The 15840-nt window shown below is 63.6% G+C and carries 17 protein-coding genes; 16 read left to right on the forward strand and 1 reads right to left on the reverse strand.

Features of this window, described 5'->3' with window-relative positions; all coding sequences use genetic code 11:
- The first annotated feature begins 21 nt into the window (after nt 1–21).
- The gene (locus FW789_RS10745) at nt 22–573 is read left to right on the forward strand and encodes an exonuclease domain-containing protein (protein ID WP_207072698.1); all 552 of its coding nucleotides are present in this window, start codon (nt 22–24) and stop codon (nt 571–573) included.
- Between the two features lie 77 nt (nt 574–650).
- Nucleotides 651–935 carry a pyrimidine/purine nucleoside phosphorylase gene (ppnP, locus tag FW789_RS10750; RefSeq protein WP_103436736.1) on the forward strand — a complete coding sequence of 95 codons (285 nt, stop codon included), beginning with the start codon at nt 651–653 and terminating at the stop codon, nt 933–935.
- Nucleotides 936–984: 49 nt separating this feature from the next.
- Here the strand turns inward: ppnP and FW789_RS10755 are convergent, their stop codons facing one another.
- Nucleotides 985–1677, reverse strand: a complete 693-nt coding sequence (locus FW789_RS10755; RefSeq protein ID WP_150569711.1) for an alpha/beta family hydrolase — start codon at nt 1675–1677, stop codon at nt 985–987.
- A 49-nt stretch (nt 1678–1726) separates the two neighbouring features.
- Here FW789_RS10755 and ccoN (FW789_RS10760) point away from each other — a divergent pair, with 49 nt between their 5' ends.
- The 14 genes from ccoN (FW789_RS10760) (at nt 1727) to hemN (ending at nt 15734) form a co-directional block, all read left to right on the forward strand.
- Entirely contained in the window at nt 1727–3151 is a 1425-nt protein-coding gene (gene ccoN / locus FW789_RS10760; protein ID WP_101318077.1) for a cytochrome-c oxidase, cbb3-type subunit I, read from the forward strand.
- 13 nt (nt 3152–3164) lie between these two features.
- A complete protein-coding gene (ccoO, locus tag FW789_RS10765; RefSeq protein WP_101318075.1) occupies nt 3165–3773 on the forward strand; it encodes a cytochrome-c oxidase, cbb3-type subunit II in 609 nt (202 codons plus the stop codon).
- Between the two features lie 9 nt (nt 3774–3782).
- On the forward strand, nt 3783–3974 hold the full coding sequence (locus FW789_RS10770) for a cbb3-type cytochrome oxidase subunit 3 (protein WP_101322973.1): 192 nt from the start codon (nt 3783–3785) through the stop codon (nt 3972–3974).
- The gene (gene ccoP, locus FW789_RS10775; protein ID WP_103436734.1) at nt 3971–4912 is read left to right on the forward strand and encodes a cytochrome-c oxidase, cbb3-type subunit III; all 942 of its coding nucleotides are present in this window, start codon (nt 3971–3973) and stop codon (nt 4910–4912) included. Before FW789_RS10770 ends, ccoP (FW789_RS10775) begins: the two co-directional genes overlap by 4 nt.
- Before the next feature lie 423 nt (nt 4913–5335).
- A complete protein-coding gene (ccoN, locus tag FW789_RS10780) occupies nt 5336–6778 on the forward strand; it encodes a cytochrome-c oxidase, cbb3-type subunit I (RefSeq protein WP_103436733.1) in 1443 nt (480 codons plus the stop codon).
- The gene (ccoO, locus tag FW789_RS10785) at nt 6778–7386 is read left to right on the forward strand and encodes a cytochrome-c oxidase, cbb3-type subunit II (RefSeq protein ID WP_101318069.1); all 609 of its coding nucleotides are present in this window, start codon (nt 6778–6780) and stop codon (nt 7384–7386) included. The genes ccoN (FW789_RS10780) and ccoO (FW789_RS10785) overlap by 1 nt, the downstream gene beginning before the upstream one ends.
- Nucleotides 7387–7391: 5 nt before the next feature.
- Nucleotides 7392–7589, forward strand: a complete 198-nt coding sequence (locus FW789_RS10790; protein WP_101318067.1) for a cbb3-type cytochrome oxidase subunit 3 — start codon at nt 7392–7394, stop codon at nt 7587–7589.
- Nucleotides 7586–8566: a cytochrome-c oxidase, cbb3-type subunit III gene (gene ccoP, locus FW789_RS10795; protein WP_446431435.1), complete on the forward strand. Its 981-nt coding sequence runs from the start codon at nt 7586–7588 to the stop codon at nt 8564–8566. Before FW789_RS10790 ends, ccoP (FW789_RS10795) begins: the two co-directional genes overlap by 4 nt.
- Nucleotides 8567–8789: 223 nt before the next feature.
- Nucleotides 8790–10205 carry a cytochrome c oxidase accessory protein CcoG gene (gene ccoG / locus FW789_RS10800; RefSeq protein ID WP_186698736.1) on the forward strand — a complete coding sequence of 472 codons (1416 nt, stop codon included), beginning with the start codon at nt 8790–8792 and terminating at the stop codon, nt 10203–10205.
- 12 nt (nt 10206–10217) lie between these two features.
- Entirely contained in the window at nt 10218–10742 is a 525-nt protein-coding gene (locus FW789_RS10805; RefSeq protein WP_103436730.1) for a FixH family protein, read from the forward strand.
- A gap of 152 nt (nt 10743–10894) precedes the next feature.
- Complete coding sequence (locus FW789_RS10810; RefSeq protein ID WP_411561955.1) at nt 10895–13357, forward strand: heavy metal translocating P-type ATPase; 2463 nt, start codon at nt 10895–10897, stop codon at nt 13355–13357.
- A gap of 11 nt (nt 13358–13368) precedes the next feature.
- On the forward strand, nt 13369–13578 hold the full coding sequence (ccoS, locus tag FW789_RS10815; protein ID WP_103436728.1) for a cbb3-type cytochrome oxidase assembly protein CcoS: 210 nt from the start codon (nt 13369–13371) through the stop codon (nt 13576–13578).
- A complete protein-coding gene (locus FW789_RS10820; protein ID WP_103436727.1) occupies nt 13571–14254 on the forward strand; it encodes a sulfite exporter TauE/SafE family protein in 684 nt (227 codons plus the stop codon). The genes ccoS and FW789_RS10820 overlap by 8 nt, the downstream gene beginning before the upstream one ends.
- A 97-nt stretch (nt 14255–14351) precedes the next feature.
- On the forward strand, nt 14352–15734 hold the full coding sequence (gene hemN, locus FW789_RS10825) for an oxygen-independent coproporphyrinogen III oxidase (protein ID WP_103436726.1): 1383 nt from the start codon (nt 14352–14354) through the stop codon (nt 15732–15734).
- Nucleotides 15735–15840: the final 106 nt, after the last annotated feature.

Consider the following 15840-nt stretch of genomic DNA (forward strand, 5'->3'; position numbering starts at 1 on the left):
AGTCTTGCAAGGGAGCCTGCCATGGCCCATTGGTTAGTGATCGACCTGGAGGCCACCACCGACGACGGTGGCTGGCCGCTCACAGAGATGGAAATCATTGAAATCGGCGCCAGCCTGGTGACGCGGCAAGGCCATGAGGTCGACCAGTTCCAGTGCTTCGTCAAACCAAAAAAACGCCCGCAGTTGACTCCGTTCTGCCGCCAGCTGACCCACATCAGCCAGGCGGACGTCGACGCCGCCGCATGTTTTCGTGAGGCCTGGGCTGGGTTCGAGGGCTGGCTGAGTACGCATGCCGACGAACTGCAAGCCTGGGTCAGCTGGGGCGACTATGACCGCCGCCAGCTGCTACAGGAGTGGCACGACTATAAAGTGCGCAGCGTGCTCCAGGACACCGCCCACATCAACCTCAAGCAGCGCTTCGCCAAGGCCCGCCACCTGCAACGCCCGGCCGGGCTCAACAGCGCGCTGCAACTGGCCGGCCTGCAGTTCAGCGGCCAGCAGCACCGCGCCCTCGAAGATGCGCGCAACACCGCGCGTTTGCTGCCGCTGAGCCTGCCGGCCGAGAGCCCCTGAAAGCAGATGACGACACGCTGGGGCTTGGGCATACTGGCCAGCCCCTTTTTCATCCCCCCTTTACAGGAGTCGCCCCCATGTTCAAGGTCAACGAGTACTTTGATGGCACCGTCAAGTCGATCGCTTTCGAAGGCACTGAAGGCCCGGCCACCGTCGGCGTCATGGCCCCGGGCGAATACGAGTTCGGCACCGCCAAGCGCGAAATCATGCACGTGGTTTCTGGCGCCCTGACCGTCAAGCTGCCGGGCAGCGACAACTGGCAGGAATTCACCGCTGGCAGCCAGTTCAATGTGCCTGCCGACAGCAAGTTCCAGCTCAAGGTCGCGGTTGCAACCGCTTACCTGTGCGAATACCGCGACTGATCCAACGGTCGCATTGGCTCAGCAGGCGCGGCGCCTGCTGAGTTGCTGCTCAGCGCTGGATGAAGCGGGCAACCCGTTCTGCGGTGGTTTGCAGGTGCTGTTCATGGGTGAATCCCGACGCTTTCAGCGGCTTGAGGTCATGATCCGCCGCCGCCAGCCAGCACAGTTCGATGGCTGACGACAGCTGGTATCCCGCGACCGTTTCCCGGTTGCCCAGGGCATCGCGCTCGCCCTGCACAATCAAGGTCGGTGTCTGCAGTTCAGCCAAGTGCGCGACCCGCGGCTTTTCCGGCTTGCCCGCTGCGTAGAACGGATATCCCAGGCACACCAGTGCATCTACCTGCAGTTCATCGGCCAGCAAACTGGCCATGCGCCCGCCCATTGACTTGCCGCCAATCGCCAGCGGCCCTGTGACCAATGGTCGCACCTGTTGATACACCTCGCGCCAGCATTCAAGCAAAACCTTCTGCGGGTTAGGTGGCCGCCTGCCGCCTGTTGCGCGCCGTTCGGCCATGTACGGGAACTCGAAGCGCAGCAGCGCCAGCCCTTGCCCTGTCAGCCTTTGCGCCATGTCGTTCATGAACCCGCTGTCCATCGGTGCGCCAGCACCGTGGGCCAGGATCAAACACCCCACATAGCCCTGCTCGCCACCGGCTTGCGGCAGATCGCAGCGCAAGCCTGAAACATTTGTCACTTGCGCCCATTGATCCCCGTCAATACCGGCATTTTGCCCATCTCTCATTCTTGCCTCGCTGTTTAGTCTGCCTATAACCGTGGATGGGAACCCATACATGAACACAACACCCAGAACCGCCTACAACTACAAGGTGGTCCGCCAATTCGCCATTATGACGGTGGTGTGGGGAATCGTCGGGATGGGGCTCGGCGTTTTCATCGCTGCCCAACTCGCCTGGCCTGCCCTCAACTTCGACCTGCCGTGGACCAGCTTCGGCCGCCTGCGGCCGCTGCACACCAACGCAGTGATCTTCGCCTTCGGCGGCTGCGCGCTGTTTGCCACCTCGTATTACTCGGTGCAGCGCACCTGCCAGACCACCCTGTTCGCGCCGCGCCTGGCGGCATTCTCGTTCTGGGGCTGGCAACTGGTGATCGTGCTCGCCGCGATCAGCCTGCCGCTGGGCTACACCAGCTCCAAGGAATACGCCGAGCTGGAATGGCCGATCGACATCCTGATCACCATTGTCTGGGTGGCCTACGCGATCGTGTTCTTCGGTACGCTGATCAAGCGCACCACCAAGCACATCTATGTGGGTAACTGGTTCTTCGGTGCGTTTATCCTCACCGTGGCGCTGCTGCACATCGTCAACAACCTGGAAATCCCGGTCAGCCTGACCAAGTCCTACTCGGTGTATGCCGGCGCAACCGACGCCATGGTGCAGTGGTGGTACGGCCACAACGCGGTGGGCTTCTTCCTGACCGCAGGCTTCCTCGGCATGATGTACTACTACGTACCCAAGCAGGCCGAACGCCCGGTGTATTCCTACCGGCTGTCGATCGTGCACTTCTGGGCACTGATCACCCTGTACATCTGGGCCGGCCCGCACCACCTGCACTACACCGCTCTGCCTGACTGGGCGCAGTCGCTGGGCATGGTCATGTCGCTGATTCTGCTCGCGCCAAGCTGGGGCGGCATGATCAACGGCATGATGACCCTGTCGGGCGCCTGGCACAAACTGCGCAGCGACCCGATTCTGCGCTTCCTGGTGGTGTCGCTGGCGTTCTACGGCATGTCGACCTTCGAAGGGCCGATGATGGCGATCAAGACCGTCAACGCCTTGTCGCACTACACCGACTGGACTATCGGCCACGTCCATGCCGGCGCGCTTGGTTGGGTTGCGATGATTTCCATCGGTGCGCTGTACCACACCATCCCGAAAATCTGGGGCAAAGAGCGCATGTACAGCATTGGTTTGATCAATGCGCACTTCTGGCTGGCGACCATCGGCACCGTGTTGTACATCGCCTCGATGTGGGTCAACGGCATCGCCCAGGGCCTGATGTGGCGCGCGGTCAACGCCGACGGCACCCTCACCTACTCTTTCGTCGAAACACTGGTGGCCAGCCACCCAGGCTTCATCGTGCGCTTCGTCGGTGGTGCGATCTTCCTCAGCGGTATGTTCCTGATGGCCTGGAACACCTGGCGCACGGTGCGCGCACCGGATGCAGCCGCCGCCCCTGCGAACGCCCAGTTGGCCTGAGGAGAGTTGCCTGATGAAACATGAAGTCATCGAGAAAAACGTCGGCCTGCTGGCAGTGTTGATGGTGTTGGCCGTCAGTATCGGCGGCCTGACCCAGATCGTCCCGCTGTTCTTCCAGGACGTCACCAACAAGCCGGTCGAGGGTATGAAGCCGTACACCGCACTGCAACTGGAAGGCCGCGACATCTACATTCGAGAAGGCTGCGTCGGTTGTCACTCGCAGATGATCCGGCCGTTCCGCGCCGAGACCGAGCGCTACGGGCACTACTCGGTCGCCGGCGAGAGCGTCTGGGACCACCCGTTCCTGTGGGGCTCCAAGCGCACCGGGCCGGACCTGGCCCGGGTCGGCGGACGCTACTCGGACGACTGGCACCGCGCGCATCTGTACAACCCGCGCAACGTTGTCCCCGAGTCGAAGATGCCGTCGTACCCATGGCTGGTCGCCGACCAGGTCGACAACAGCCACACCGAGACCAAGATGCGCGCCCTGCGCACCCTCGGCGTGCCTTACACCGACGCGGATATCGCCGGTGCCCGTGACGCCGTCAAGGGCCATACCGAGATGGACGCGCTGGTCGCCTACCTGCAGGTGCTCGGCACTGCGATCAAGAACAAGAGGTAAGCAATGGAACTGTCAATTGACATCGGCATGATCCGCGGCCTCGGCACCCTGGTGGTGATGATCGCCTTCATCGGCCTGAGCCTGTGGGTGTTCAACCGTCGCCGTGACCGTGATTTCGCTGAAGCGCGCCTGCTGCCCTTCGACGATGACCGCCTGCCCCCTGCCGGGCAGGAGCCTGCAATGAGGAGTAACGGGCAATGACCACCTTCTGGAGTACGTACATCAGCGTACTGACCATCGGCAGCCTGATCGGCCTGACGTGGCTGCTGCTCAGCACCCGCAAGGGCCAGAGCAAGGACACCACCGACCAGACCATGGGCCACAGCTTTGATGGCATCGAGGAGTACGACAACCCGCTACCCAAGTGGTGGTTCTGGCTGTTCGTCGGCACCCTCGCCTTCGGCGTCGGCTACCTGATCCTGTACCCAGGCCTGGGCAACTGGAAGGGCATCCTGCCGGGCTATGAGAATGGCTGGACCCAGGTCGATGAATGGCAGCGCGAGATGGACAAGGCCGACGCCCGCTTCGGGCCGATCTTCGCCAAGTTTGCCGCCATGCCGGTGGAAGAAGTGGCCAAGGACCCGCAAGCATTGAAAATGGGCGGCCGCCTGTTTGCCTCGAACTGCTCGGTGTGCCACGGCTCGGACGCCAAAGGTGCCTACGGCTTCCCCAACCTGACCGACAGCGACTGGCGCTGGGGCGGCGACCCGGAAACCATCAAGGCCTCGATCATGAACGGCCGCCACGGCGTCATGCCGGGCTGGGCGGAGGTGATCGGTGAGCAGGGCGTGGCGGATGTGGCGGCGTTCGTGCTGACCAACATGGACGGCCGCAAGCTGCCTGAAGGGGTCAAGGCTGATCCAGCCAAAGGCCAGCAGATCTTCGCCAGCAACTGCGTTGCCTGCCACGGACCGGAAGGCAAAGGCACGCCAGTGATGGGCGCACCTGACCTGTCCCATCCACAGGCGTTCATCTATGGTTCCAGCTTCGCCCAGTTGCAGCAGACCATTCGCTACGGCCGCCAGGGCCAGATGCCAGCCCAGGCTGACATTCAGGGCCACGACAAGGTCCACCTGCTGGCTGCCTACGTGTACAGCCTGTCGCAACCGCAACCGGCCCAGACCGTGACCGCCAAGTAACACCCTCGGGGCCGTTTCACGGCCCCGGCTTTCCCCGCTTCTCCACTCCGCCCACCTCGCTTGCACCCCCTCCGAACACAACTAAGCTAGATGCCAAGGCGGCAACGCCCTACTCGCACGTCCCATAGCGCCTGACGCCGGGCCGACTTTGGGCGGTTCAAGCTACGGCTTTGGGAGGGTATCCGACCTACCCAGACAGGCCCGAAAAAGCCTGACCGATCGATCAGAAAAAGTCGAGAAACGGTACACATAACAAATATTTATTTGTGTACAATCATCCAGACCCAAGCGCTGCGGGACGGCAGCATGCAGGGTGTGGACACGGGTCGGCGCGAGGAGCCTTGCGTTGCCATACCCCCAGGGGTTACCGATACTGGCGCCGATTTTCAACCAACAAGAATATTCAAACCGTGGAACCTTAGAATGAGCACAGCAATCAGTCCGACTGCTTATAACTATAAGGTCGTCCGCCAGTTCGCCATCATGACGGTGGTCTGGGGGATCCTTGGCATGGGGCTCGGGGTGTTCATCGCCTCGCAACTGGTCTGGCCGCAACTGAACCTCGACCTGCCCTGGACCAGCTTCGGCCGCCTGCGCCCGCTGCACACCAACCTGGTGATCTTCGCCTTCGGTGGCTGTGCGCTGTTTGGCACCTCGTATTACGTGGTGCAGCGCACCTGCCAGACGCGGTTGATTTCCGACAGCCTGGCGGCGTTCACCTTCTGGGGCTGGCAGGCGGTCATCGTCAGCGCTTTGATCACCCTGCCATTGGGTTACACCACCACCAAGGAATACGCAGAGCTTGAATGGCCGATCGCGATTCTGCTGGCGATCGTCTGGGTCACCTACGGCGTGGTGTTCTTCGGCACCATCGTCAAGCGCAAGACCAAGCACATCTATGTCGGCAACTGGTTCTACGGCGCCTTCATCGTCGTCACCGCGATGTTGCACATTGTCAACCACATCTCGCTGCCGGTGAGCCTGTTCAAGTCGTACTCGGCCTACGCCGGTGCGACCGACGCGATGATCCAGTGGTGGTACGGGCACAACGCGGTGGGCTTCTTCCTGACCACGGGCTTTCTCGGCATGATGTATTACTTCGTGCCCAAGCAGGCCGAGCGGCCGATCTACTCGTACCGCTTGTCGATCGTGCACTTCTGGGCGCTGATCACCCTCTACATCTGGGCCGGCCCGCACCACTTGCACTACACCGCCCTGCCCGACTGGGCGCAGTCGCTGGGCATGGTCATGTCGATCATCCTCCTGGCGCCGAGCTGGGGCGGCATGATCAACGGCATGATGACGCTGTCCGGGGCCTGGCACAAACTGCGCACCGACCCGATCCTGCGCTTCCTCGTGGTGTCGCTGGCGTTCTACGGCATGTCGACCTTCGAAGGGCCGATGATGGCGATCAAGACGGTCAACTCGCTGTCGCACTACACCGACTGGACCATCGGCCACGTACACGCCGGTGCGCTCGGCTGGGTGGCGATGATCTCGATCGGCGCCATCTACCACATGATTCCCAAGCTCTACGGCCGGGCGCAGATGCACAGCGTCGGCCTGATCAACGCGCACTTCTGGCTGGCCACTATCGGCACCGTGCTGTACATCGCCTCGATGTGGGTCAACGGCATTACCCAGGGCCTGATGTGGCGTGCGATCAACGATGACGGCACCCTCACCTATTCGTTCGTCGAGGCGCTGCAGGCCAGCCACCCGGGCTATATCGTCCGCGCAGTGGGCGGTGCGTTCTTCGCCTCGGGGATGTTGCTGATGGCTTACAACGTGCTGCGCACAGTACGTGCAGCGGATGCCACAGAAGCTGAAGCCGCCGCCAAGATCGTCGTTGTGGGAGCGCACTGATGAAGCATGAAGCAGTCGAGAAGAACATCGGCCTGTTGGCTTTCTTCATGGTCATTGCCGTCAGCATCGGTGGCCTGACCCAGATCGTCCCGCTGTTTTTCCAGGACGTTACCAACAAGCCGGTCGAAGGCATGAAGCCGCGCACCGCGCTGGAGCTGGAAGGCCGCGATATCTATATCCGCGAAGGCTGCGTAGGCTGCCACTCGCAGATGATCCGGCCATTCCGCGCCGAAACCGAGCGCTACGGGCACTACTCGGTCGCCGGCGAAAGCGTCTGGGACCACCCGTTCCTGTGGGGCTCCAAGCGCACCGGGCCGGACCTGGCCAGGGTCGGCGGGCGTTACTCGGATGACTGGCACCGCGCGCACCTGTACAACCCGCGCAACGTCGTACCCGAGTCGAAGATGCCGTCCTACCCGTGGCTGGTCGAGCACAAGCTCGATGGCAAGGACACCGCGAAAAAGCTCGAAGTGCTGCGCACCCTGGGCGTGCCGTACACCGATGCCGACATCGCCGGCGCTGCCGACGCGGTCAGGGGCAAGACCGAGATGGACGCGCTGGTGGCGTACCTGCAAGGCCTTGGCACCATCATCAAAAGCAAACGGTGACGCTGATGGATATCGGAATGATCCGTGGCCTGGGCACCGTGGTGGTACTGGTAGCGTTCGTCGGCCTCGCCCTGTGGGTGTTCAGCCCACGCCGCAAGCGCGACTTCGACGAGGCCACGCAACTGCCTTTTGCCGATGACCCCGAAGCCAGCCAGCACGTCGAGCAAGCGCAAGCAAAAGCGTCTAGGAGCAAACAACAATGACTACCTTCTGGAGCCTGTACGTCAGCGTGCTGACGTTGGGCACGATCTTCGCCCTCACCTGGCTGCTGCTGTCGACCCGCAAGGGCCAGCGCGAGGACATCACCGACGAGACCGTCGGCCACGCCTTCGACGGCATCGAGGAATACGACAACCCGCTGCCCAAATGGTGGTTCTGGCTGTTTGTCGGCACCATCATCTTTGCCCTTGGTTACCTGGTGCTGTACCCAGGCCTGGGCAACTGGAAAGGCATCCTGCCAGGCTACAGCTACCTCGATAACGACAAGCAGACCGAGTTCAGCAACGGTGAGGCGGGCTGGACCGGCGTGCACGAGTGGGAAAAGGAAATGGCCAAGGCCAATGCCCGCTTTGGGCCGATCTTTGCCAAGTTTGCCGCGATGCCGATCGAAGAAGTCGCCAAGGACCCGCAGGCGCTGAAAATGGGTGGCCGGTTGTTCGCCTCCAACTGTTCGGTGTGCCACGGTTCCGACGCCAAGGGCGCCTATGGCTTCCCTAACCTGACCGACAGCGAATGGCGCTGGGGTGGCGAGCCGGAGACGATCAAGGCCTCGATCATGAACGGCCGCCACGGCGTGATGCCGGCCTGGGCCGAGGTGCTCGGCGAGCAAGGTGTGGCTGATGTGGCCGCCTTTGTCCTGACCAAGCTGGACGGGCGCAAGCTGCCCGAGGGCATCAAGGCAGACCCTGCCAACGGCCAGAAACTGTTCGCCACCAACTGTGTCGCCTGCCACGGGTCCGAGGCCAAGGGTACGCCGGCCATGGGCGCACCTGATCTGACCCATCCGCAGGGGTTCATCTACGGCTCAAGCTTCGCCCAGTTGCAGCAGACCATCCGCTACGGCCGTCAGGGCCAGATGCCGGCCCAGGCCGAGTTGCAAGGCAATGACAAGGTGCACCTGCTGGCCGCCTATGTGTACAGCCTGTCGCAGCAGGAAGCCGCCGAGCCTGCCAAGCCGTAATCCAGCCAGGTCAGCCGAGGCGTTTGCACCTCGGCTGACCTGGATCAATTGACAATCGCACCTACACCATTTCACAAGCAAACCCAACGCGACATAACGTCGCAGTACGGTCCGACCTCGCCAGCACAGGCGTATCATAGGCCGCAGAGCGTCAGCACCAGGCGCACGACCGCGACTGGCATGCACTGGCCGCGGCACTTCTCCACTGCCGTGGGACTCGATGATGAGCAAGCACATTCCGGTACATGACGTGACCCCGCCTGCCAATAAGGGAAAGGATTCCGTCGACCTCTATGCCTCCCGTGCCAAGATCTACACCCGCGCCTTCACCGGCGTGTTCCGCAGGCTGCGCATGGTCGGCGGCGCGCTGCTGTTCCTGCTCTACTTTGGCACCGTGTGGCTGAACTGGGGCGGCCACCAGGCTGTCTGGTGGAACCTGCCCGAGCGTAAGTTCTACATCTTCGGCACCACCATCTGGCCGCAGGATTTCATTCTGCTGTCGGGCATCCTGATCGTCGCCGCTTTTGGCCTGTTTTTCATCACCGTATTCGCCGGGCGCATCTGGTGCGGCTACACCTGCCCGCAGAGCGTGTGGACCTGGGTGTTCATGTGGTGCGAGAAAATCACCGAGGGTGACCGCAACCAGCGCATGAAGCTCGACAAGGCGCCAATGAGCGCCAACAAGCTCGCTCGCAAGACCGCCAAGCACAGCCTGTGGCTGCTGATTGGTTTCGTCACCGGGGTGACTTTTGTCGGTTACTTCTCGCCGATCCGCGAACTGCTCGTGGAATTCTTCACCGGCGAAGCCGATGGCTGGGCCTACTTCTGGGTCGGCTTCTTCACCCTGGCCACCTACGGCAATGCCGGTTGGTTGCGTGAACAGGTGTGCATCTACATGTGCCCGTATGCGCGCTTCCAGAGCGTGATGTTCGACAAGGACACCCTGATCGTCTCGTATGACCCGCGCCGCGGCGAACTACGCGGCCCGCGCAAGAAAGACGCCGACTACAAGGCGCAAGGCCTGGGCGACTGCATCGACTGCACCATGTGCGTGCAGGTGTGTCCGACCGGCATCGACATCCGTGACGGCCTGCAGGTCGAGTGCATCGGCTGCGCTGCCTGCATCGACGCCTGCGACACCATCATGGACAAGATGAACTACCCACGCGGCCTGGTCAGCTACACCACCGAACACAACCTGTCCGGGCAGAAGACGCACATGGCGCGGCCGCGCCTGATCGGTTATGCAGTAGTCCTGCTGGTGATGATCGGCGCCCTGGCCACGGCCTTTGCCACCCGCTCGCTGGTGGGGTTCGATGTCAGCAAGGACCGCGTGCTGTACCGCGAAAACGCCCAGGGGCAGATCGAGAACGTGTACAGCCTCAAAGTCATGAACAAGGACCAGCGCGATCACGTCTACGTGCTCGAGGCCAGCGGCCTGCCAGACCTGCAACTGCAAGGCCGGCGCGAGATCCGCGTCGAGGCCGGTGATATCGTCAGCCTGCCGGTGCAGCTGTCGGTGGCCCCCGAGCAGTTGCCGTCGACCACCAACGAAGTCATCTTCACCCTCAAGGACGCCGACGACAATGGCACCCAGGTTGAAGCCAAGAGCCGTTTCATCGGCCCGCAAATTCGCTAAGGAACCCGCTCCATGCCTGCTACTGCCGCCAGCCCCTGGTACAAGCACCTCTGGCCCTGGATCCTCATCGGCATCCTCACCACCTCGGTGTGCCTGAGCCTGACCATGGTCAGCATTGCCGTGCGCAACCCGGACAATCTGGTCAACGACAACTACTACGAGGCCGGCAAAGGCATCAACCGCTCGCTCGACCGCGAACTGCTGGCGCAGACTCTCAACCTCAAGGCCAGCGTGTTCCTCGATGAGCTGACCGGCGAGGTCGAGCTGCGTCTGAGCGGCAACAGCGACCCGCAGACGTTGGAACTCAACCTGATCTCGCCGACCCAGCCGGACAAGGACCGCAAGGTCCAGTTGGCGCGCAGCGAAGCAGGCCGCTATGTTGGCCAACTGGACGACAAGGTCGAGGGCCGGCGCTTTGTCGAGCTGCTGGGCAGCCAAGATGGCCACATCTGGCGCTTGTTCGAGGAAGAGAAAGTCGAGCACGGCGTAACCCTCCAGCTCGGCGATGAAGCCATCCAGGGCGCCGAGCACCTGTAGGAGCGGCCTTGTGTCGCGAAAGGCCAGCGAAGCTGGCCCGGCAATTGTGGCCGCGGCATGAATCCTGGGGCCGCTTCGCGACCCTTTCGCGACACAAGGCCGCTCCTACGGGGATGCGTGCAACTTTGCGGTTTTAGTAAGGCCATGATGTGATGACTCAGCCCAACCCGTGCTACCACTGCGCCCTGCCGGTCCCTGCCGGCAGCCGCTTCAACGCCAAGGTGTTGGGCGAGCTGCGCGCATTCTGCTGCCCCGGTTGCCAGGCCGTTGCCGAATCCATCGTTGCTGGCGGCCTTGAGCACTACTACCAGCACCGCAGCGAAACCAGCGCCAATCCAGAGGCCCTGCCCCAGCAGTTGCAGGACGAACTGGCGCTGTACGACCGCAACGATGTTCAGCAAGGCTTCGTCCGCCATGACCATGGCCAGGCCGAAGCGGTGCTGATGATCGAAGGCATCAGTTGCGCCGCTTGCGGCTGGCTGATCGAGAAACACCTGCGCAATGTGCCAGGCGTGGCCGACGCCCGCCTGAACCTGTCCAACCACCGCCTGCTGCTGAGCTGGGACGACCTGCAACTGCCGCTGTCGAAGTTGATGGCCGAGCTGCGCCAGATCGGCTACGCCGCCCACCCCTATCAGCCCGACCAGGCCGCCGAGCAGCTTGCGCGGGAGAACCGCAGCGCCCTGCGCCGCCTCGGTGTGGCTGGGCTGTTGTGGTTCCAGGCGATGATGGCGACCATGGCCACCTGGCCTGAATTCAACATCGACCTCAGCCCCGAGTTGCACACCATTCTGCGTTGGGTTGCGCTGTTTCTGACCACGCCGATCGTGTTCTACAGCTGTGCGCCGTTTTTCAAAGGCGCCGCGCGCGACCTGCGCACCCGCCACCTGACCATGGATGTGTCGGTGTCGCTGGCCATCGCCCTGGCCTACTGCGCCGGAATCTGGACGGCGATCACCGGCAGCGGCGAGCTGTACTTCGACACGGTCGGCATGTTTGCCCTGTTTCTGCTGACTGGTCGTTACCTTGAACGCCGCGCCCGCGAGCGCACGGCGGCGGCCACTGCGCAACTGGTCAACCTGCTGCCGGCCTCGTGCTTGCGCCTGGACAGCGAGGGGCGCAGCGAGCGCATTCTGCTGGCCGAACTCAACTGCGGCGACCGGGTGCAGGTGCTGCCCGGCGCGGTGATCCCGGCGGACGGACGGATTGTCGAGGGCCGTTCGAGCATCGACGAGTCATTGCTCACCGGCGAGTACCTGCCGCTGGCGCGCAGCCCGGGCGATCACGTCACCGGCGGCACCTTGAACATCGAAAGCACGCTGACCGTCGAGGTCCAAGCGCTGGGCCAGGCCACGCGCTTGTCCGCCATCGTCAGGCTGCTGGAACGCGCCCAGTCCGAAAAGCCGCGCCTGGCGCAGATCGCCGACCGCGCCTCGCAGTGGTTCTTGTTATTCACGCTGTTGGCCGCAGTCGCCATCGGCCTGCTCTGGTGGCAACTAGACCCGAGCCGGGCATTCTGGATCGTGCTGGCGATGCTCGTCGCCACCTGCCCCTGCGCCCTGTCGCTGGCCACCCCGACCGCGCTGACCACCGCCACCGGCACCCTGCACAAGCTTGGCCTGCTGGTGACACGCGGGCATGTGCTGGAAGGCCTCAACCAGATCGACACGGTGATCTTCGACAAGACCGGCACGCTCACCGAAGGCCGCCTGACCCTGCGCAGCATCCGCCCCTTGGGCACGCTGGGCAGCGACCAGTGCCTGACCCTCGCCGCCGCGCTGGAAAACCGCTCGGAGCACCCGATCGCGCGCGCCTTCGGCCGCAGCACGCGGCCCGCCGAAGAAGTGCAGAACGTGCCCGGGCTGGGCCTGGAAGGCCAACTCGACGGCCAGCACATGCGCATCGGCCAGGCCAGTTTCGTCTGTGCCCTGAGCGGCAGCGAGCCACCGCCGCTGCCCGAGCCGCGTGGCCAGTGGCTGCTGCTCGGCGATACCCACGGGCCGTTGGCCTGGTTTGGCCTGGACGACCGCCTGCGCGATGACGCCCAGGCTTTGCTCGACGCCTGCAAGGCGCGCGGCTGGCAGACCTTGCTGCTGTCTGGCGACAGCTCGCCAATGGTCGCCGAGGTGGCCGCACAACTGGGCATCGATCAGGCGGTTGGCGGCCTGCGCCCCGACGACAAGCTGGCCCGCCTGCGCGCCTTGCAGGCCGCAGGGTGCAAGGTGTTGATGCTCGGTGATGGGGTCAATGACGTGCCCGTGCTGGCTGCAGCGGACATCAGCATTGCCATGGGCTCGGCCACTGACCTGGCAAAAACCAGCGCCGATGCGGTGCTGTTGTCCAACCGCCTGCAAGCGCTGGCCCAGGCGCTGCTGCTGGCACGCCGCACGCGGCGGATAATCGTCGAGAACCTGGCCTGGGCAACCTTGTACAATGGCCTGATGTTGCCGTTCGCGGCGCTGGGCTGGATCACCCCCGTGTGGGCCGCCATCGGCATGTCGGTCAGCTCGCTGGTGGTGGTGCTCAACGCCCTGCGCCTGACCCGCCTGCCCGACCTCGCGCCCGCCAGCACGGCCCGCGTCGAGGCGGTTGCCGGCGCGACCATCCTTCACTGAGCGAGACCGCCATGCCTGCGCTGTACATCATGATTCCCGCAGCCCTGCTGATCGTTGGCGTGGCCATCTACATCTTCTTCTGGGCCGTCGACAGCGGCCAGTACGACGACCTCGACAGCCCGGCGCACAGCATCCTCTTCGATGACCAGGACCCAGGCCATCAAGCGGCGGTCAAGCACGACACCAAGCCCGCAGATGAGGACACCCCGCCCCGTGTTTGAACTGCTGCCCCTGCTAGGCTCGGCCCTGGTGCTCGGCCTGCTTGGCGGCGGCCACTGCCTGGGCATGTGCGGCGGCCTGATGGGCGCGCTGACTCTGGCCATTCCGGCAGAACAACGCGGCCGCCGGCTGCGCTTGTTGCTGGCCTACAACCTCGGCCGCGTACTCAGCTATGCCAGCGCCGGCCTGCTGCTGGGCATGGCCGGCTGGGCCGTGGCCAGCAGCCCGGCAGCGCAGGTGTTGCGGGCGATCGCGGCGTTGCTGTTGATCGCCATGGGCCTGTACCTGGCCGGTTGGTGGAGCGGGCTGACCCGCATCGAAGCACTGGGCCGTGGCCTGTGGCGGCATATTCAACCGCTGGCAACACGCTTGTTGCCGGTGTCGAGTTTGCCGCGGGCGCTGCTGCTCGGTGCACTGTGGGGCTGGCTGCCGTGCGGGCTGGTCTACAGCACCCTGTTGTGGGCGGCGAGCCAGGGCAATGCCGGCTACAGCGCGGCGCTGATGCTGGCATTCGGCCTCGGCACCTGGCCGGTATTGCTCGCCACCGGGCTGGCCGCCGAGCGGGTCAATCGGCTGCTGCGCAAACGCAGTGTGCGCGTGGCCGGTGGCCTGCTGGTGATCGTGTTTGGCCTGTGGACCCTGCCCGGCCCGCACCAGCACTGGCTGATGGGCCACTGAGCGCGCCTCGCGAGGCGCGTTGATACAAATCAAAACAGATTCCTACAGACGCCCATAGACTTCGGACACTGCTGCTCCTATCCGGGGACTATTCCACATGCTCGACGAACTTCGTTGGGACGCCGACCTTATCCGCCGTTACGACCTGGCCGGCCCTCGCTATACCTCCTACCCAACCGCTCTGCAACTGCACAGCGAAGTGGGTTCGTTCGACCTGCTACATGCCCTGCGCGAGAGCCGCCGCGCGGTACGGCCGCTGTCGCTGTATGTGCACGTGCCGTTCTGCGCCAACATCTGCTACTACTGCGCATGCAACAAGGTCATCACCAAGGACCGCGCCCGCGCCCTGCCCTACCTGCAGCGCCTGCAACAGGAAATTCAGCTGATCGCCTGTCATCTGGAACCTAACCAACGTGTGGAACAGCTGCACTTTGGTGGCGGCACGCCGACCTTCCTCAGCCATGTCGAATTGCGTCAGCTGATGGCGAGCCTGCGCGAGCACTTCAACCTGCTCGACGACGACTCCGGCGACTACGGCATCGAGCTTGACCCGCGTGAAGCCGATTGGTCGACCATGGGCCTGCTGCGCGAACTGGGCTTCAACCGGGTCAGCCTCGGTGTGCAAGACCTCGACCCAGTGGTGCAACGTGCGGTCAACCGCCTGCAGAGCCTGGAGCAGACCCGCGCCCTGATCGAGGCGGCGCGTACCTTGCAGTTCCGCTCGGTCAACCTGGACTTGATCTACGGCCTGCCCAAGCAGACCCCGGAGGGCTTCGCCCGCACCGTCGACGAAGTGATCCGGCTGCAGCCTGACCGCCTTTCGGTGTTCAACTACGCGCACCTGCCAGAGCGCTTCATGCCCCAGCGGCGCATCGACAGCAACGACCTGCCGGCCCCGGCAGCCAAGCTGGAAATGCTCCACGCCACCATCGAGCAACTGACCGCAGCGGGTTACCGCTACATCGGCATGGACCACTTTGCCCTGCCCGACGACGAGCTGGCCATCGCCCAGGAAGAAGGCACCCTGCAGCGCAACTTCCAGGGCTACACCACCCACGGTCATTGCGACCTGATCGGCCTCGGGGTGTCGGCCATCAGCCAGATCGGCGATCTGTACTGCCAGAACAGCAGCGACCTGAACACTTACAAGGAGCTCCTCTCCAACGCACAACTGGCAACCCAGCGCGGGCTGCTATGCAACCAGGATGATCGCCTGCGCCGGGCGGTGATCCAGCAATTGATCTGCCATTTCGAACTGGACTTCGAACAGATAGAACGCACCTTCACGATCGATTTTCGTGGTTACTTCAATGAGCTATGGCCGCAACTGCAGGCGATGCACAGCGACGGTCTGATCCGTCTCGACAGCAAGGGCATCAAGGTCCTGCCGGCCGGGCGCCTGTTGGTCCGCTCGGTATGCATGGTGTTCGATGCCTACCTGGCGCAACACAATCGCCAGCGTTTCTCGCGGGTGATCTGACGCGACCAAGCAGCGCATGGACTTCCCTGTGGGGCAGGCACATCATTGGCTGAGGACGGGCTGCGCGACACCACGCTGCAGCCCCGCCAGCCTGCACAAAAAAGTG

Source organism: Pseudomonas sp. 1121_17 (assembly GCF_052850745.1).

Bases quoted from the DNA above. Each gene is read 5' to 3' on its own strand.
- FW789_RS10745 (WP_207072698.1), top strand. From the start codon at position 22: ATGGCCCATTGGTTAGTGATCGACCTGGAGGCCACCACCGACGACGGT.
- ppnP (WP_103436736.1), top strand. From the start codon at position 651: ATGTTCAAGGTCAACGAGTACTTTGATGGCACCGTCAAGTCGATCGCT.
- FW789_RS10755 (WP_150569711.1), bottom strand. From the start codon at position 1,677: ATGAGAGATGGGCAAAATGCCGGTATTGACGGGGATCAATGGGCGCAA.
- ccoN (WP_101318077.1), top strand. From the start codon at position 1,727: ATGAACACAACACCCAGAACCGCCTACAACTACAAGGTGGTCCGCCAA.
- ccoO (WP_101318075.1), top strand. From the start codon at position 3,165: ATGAAACATGAAGTCATCGAGAAAAACGTCGGCCTGCTGGCAGTGTTG.
- ccoP (WP_103436734.1), top strand. From the start codon at position 3,971: ATGACCACCTTCTGGAGTACGTACATCAGCGTACTGACCATCGGCAGC.
- ccoN (WP_103436733.1), top strand. From the start codon at position 5,336: ATGAGCACAGCAATCAGTCCGACTGCTTATAACTATAAGGTCGTCCGC.
- ccoO (WP_101318069.1), top strand. From the start codon at position 6,778: ATGAAGCATGAAGCAGTCGAGAAGAACATCGGCCTGTTGGCTTTCTTC.
- FW789_RS10790 (WP_101318067.1), top strand. From the start codon at position 7,392: ATGGATATCGGAATGATCCGTGGCCTGGGCACCGTGGTGGTACTGGTA.
- ccoP (WP_446431435.1), top strand. From the start codon at position 7,586: ATGACTACCTTCTGGAGCCTGTACGTCAGCGTGCTGACGTTGGGCACG.
- ccoG (WP_186698736.1), top strand. From the start codon at position 8,790: ATGAGCAAGCACATTCCGGTACATGACGTGACCCCGCCTGCCAATAAG.
- FW789_RS10805 (WP_103436730.1), top strand. From the start codon at position 10,218: ATGCCTGCTACTGCCGCCAGCCCCTGGTACAAGCACCTCTGGCCCTGG.
- FW789_RS10810 (WP_411561955.1), top strand. From the start codon at position 10,895: ATGACTCAGCCCAACCCGTGCTACCACTGCGCCCTGCCGGTCCCTGCC.
- ccoS (WP_103436728.1), top strand. From the start codon at position 13,369: ATGCCTGCGCTGTACATCATGATTCCCGCAGCCCTGCTGATCGTTGGC.
- hemN (WP_103436726.1), top strand. From the start codon at position 14,352: ATGCTCGACGAACTTCGTTGGGACGCCGACCTTATCCGCCGTTACGAC.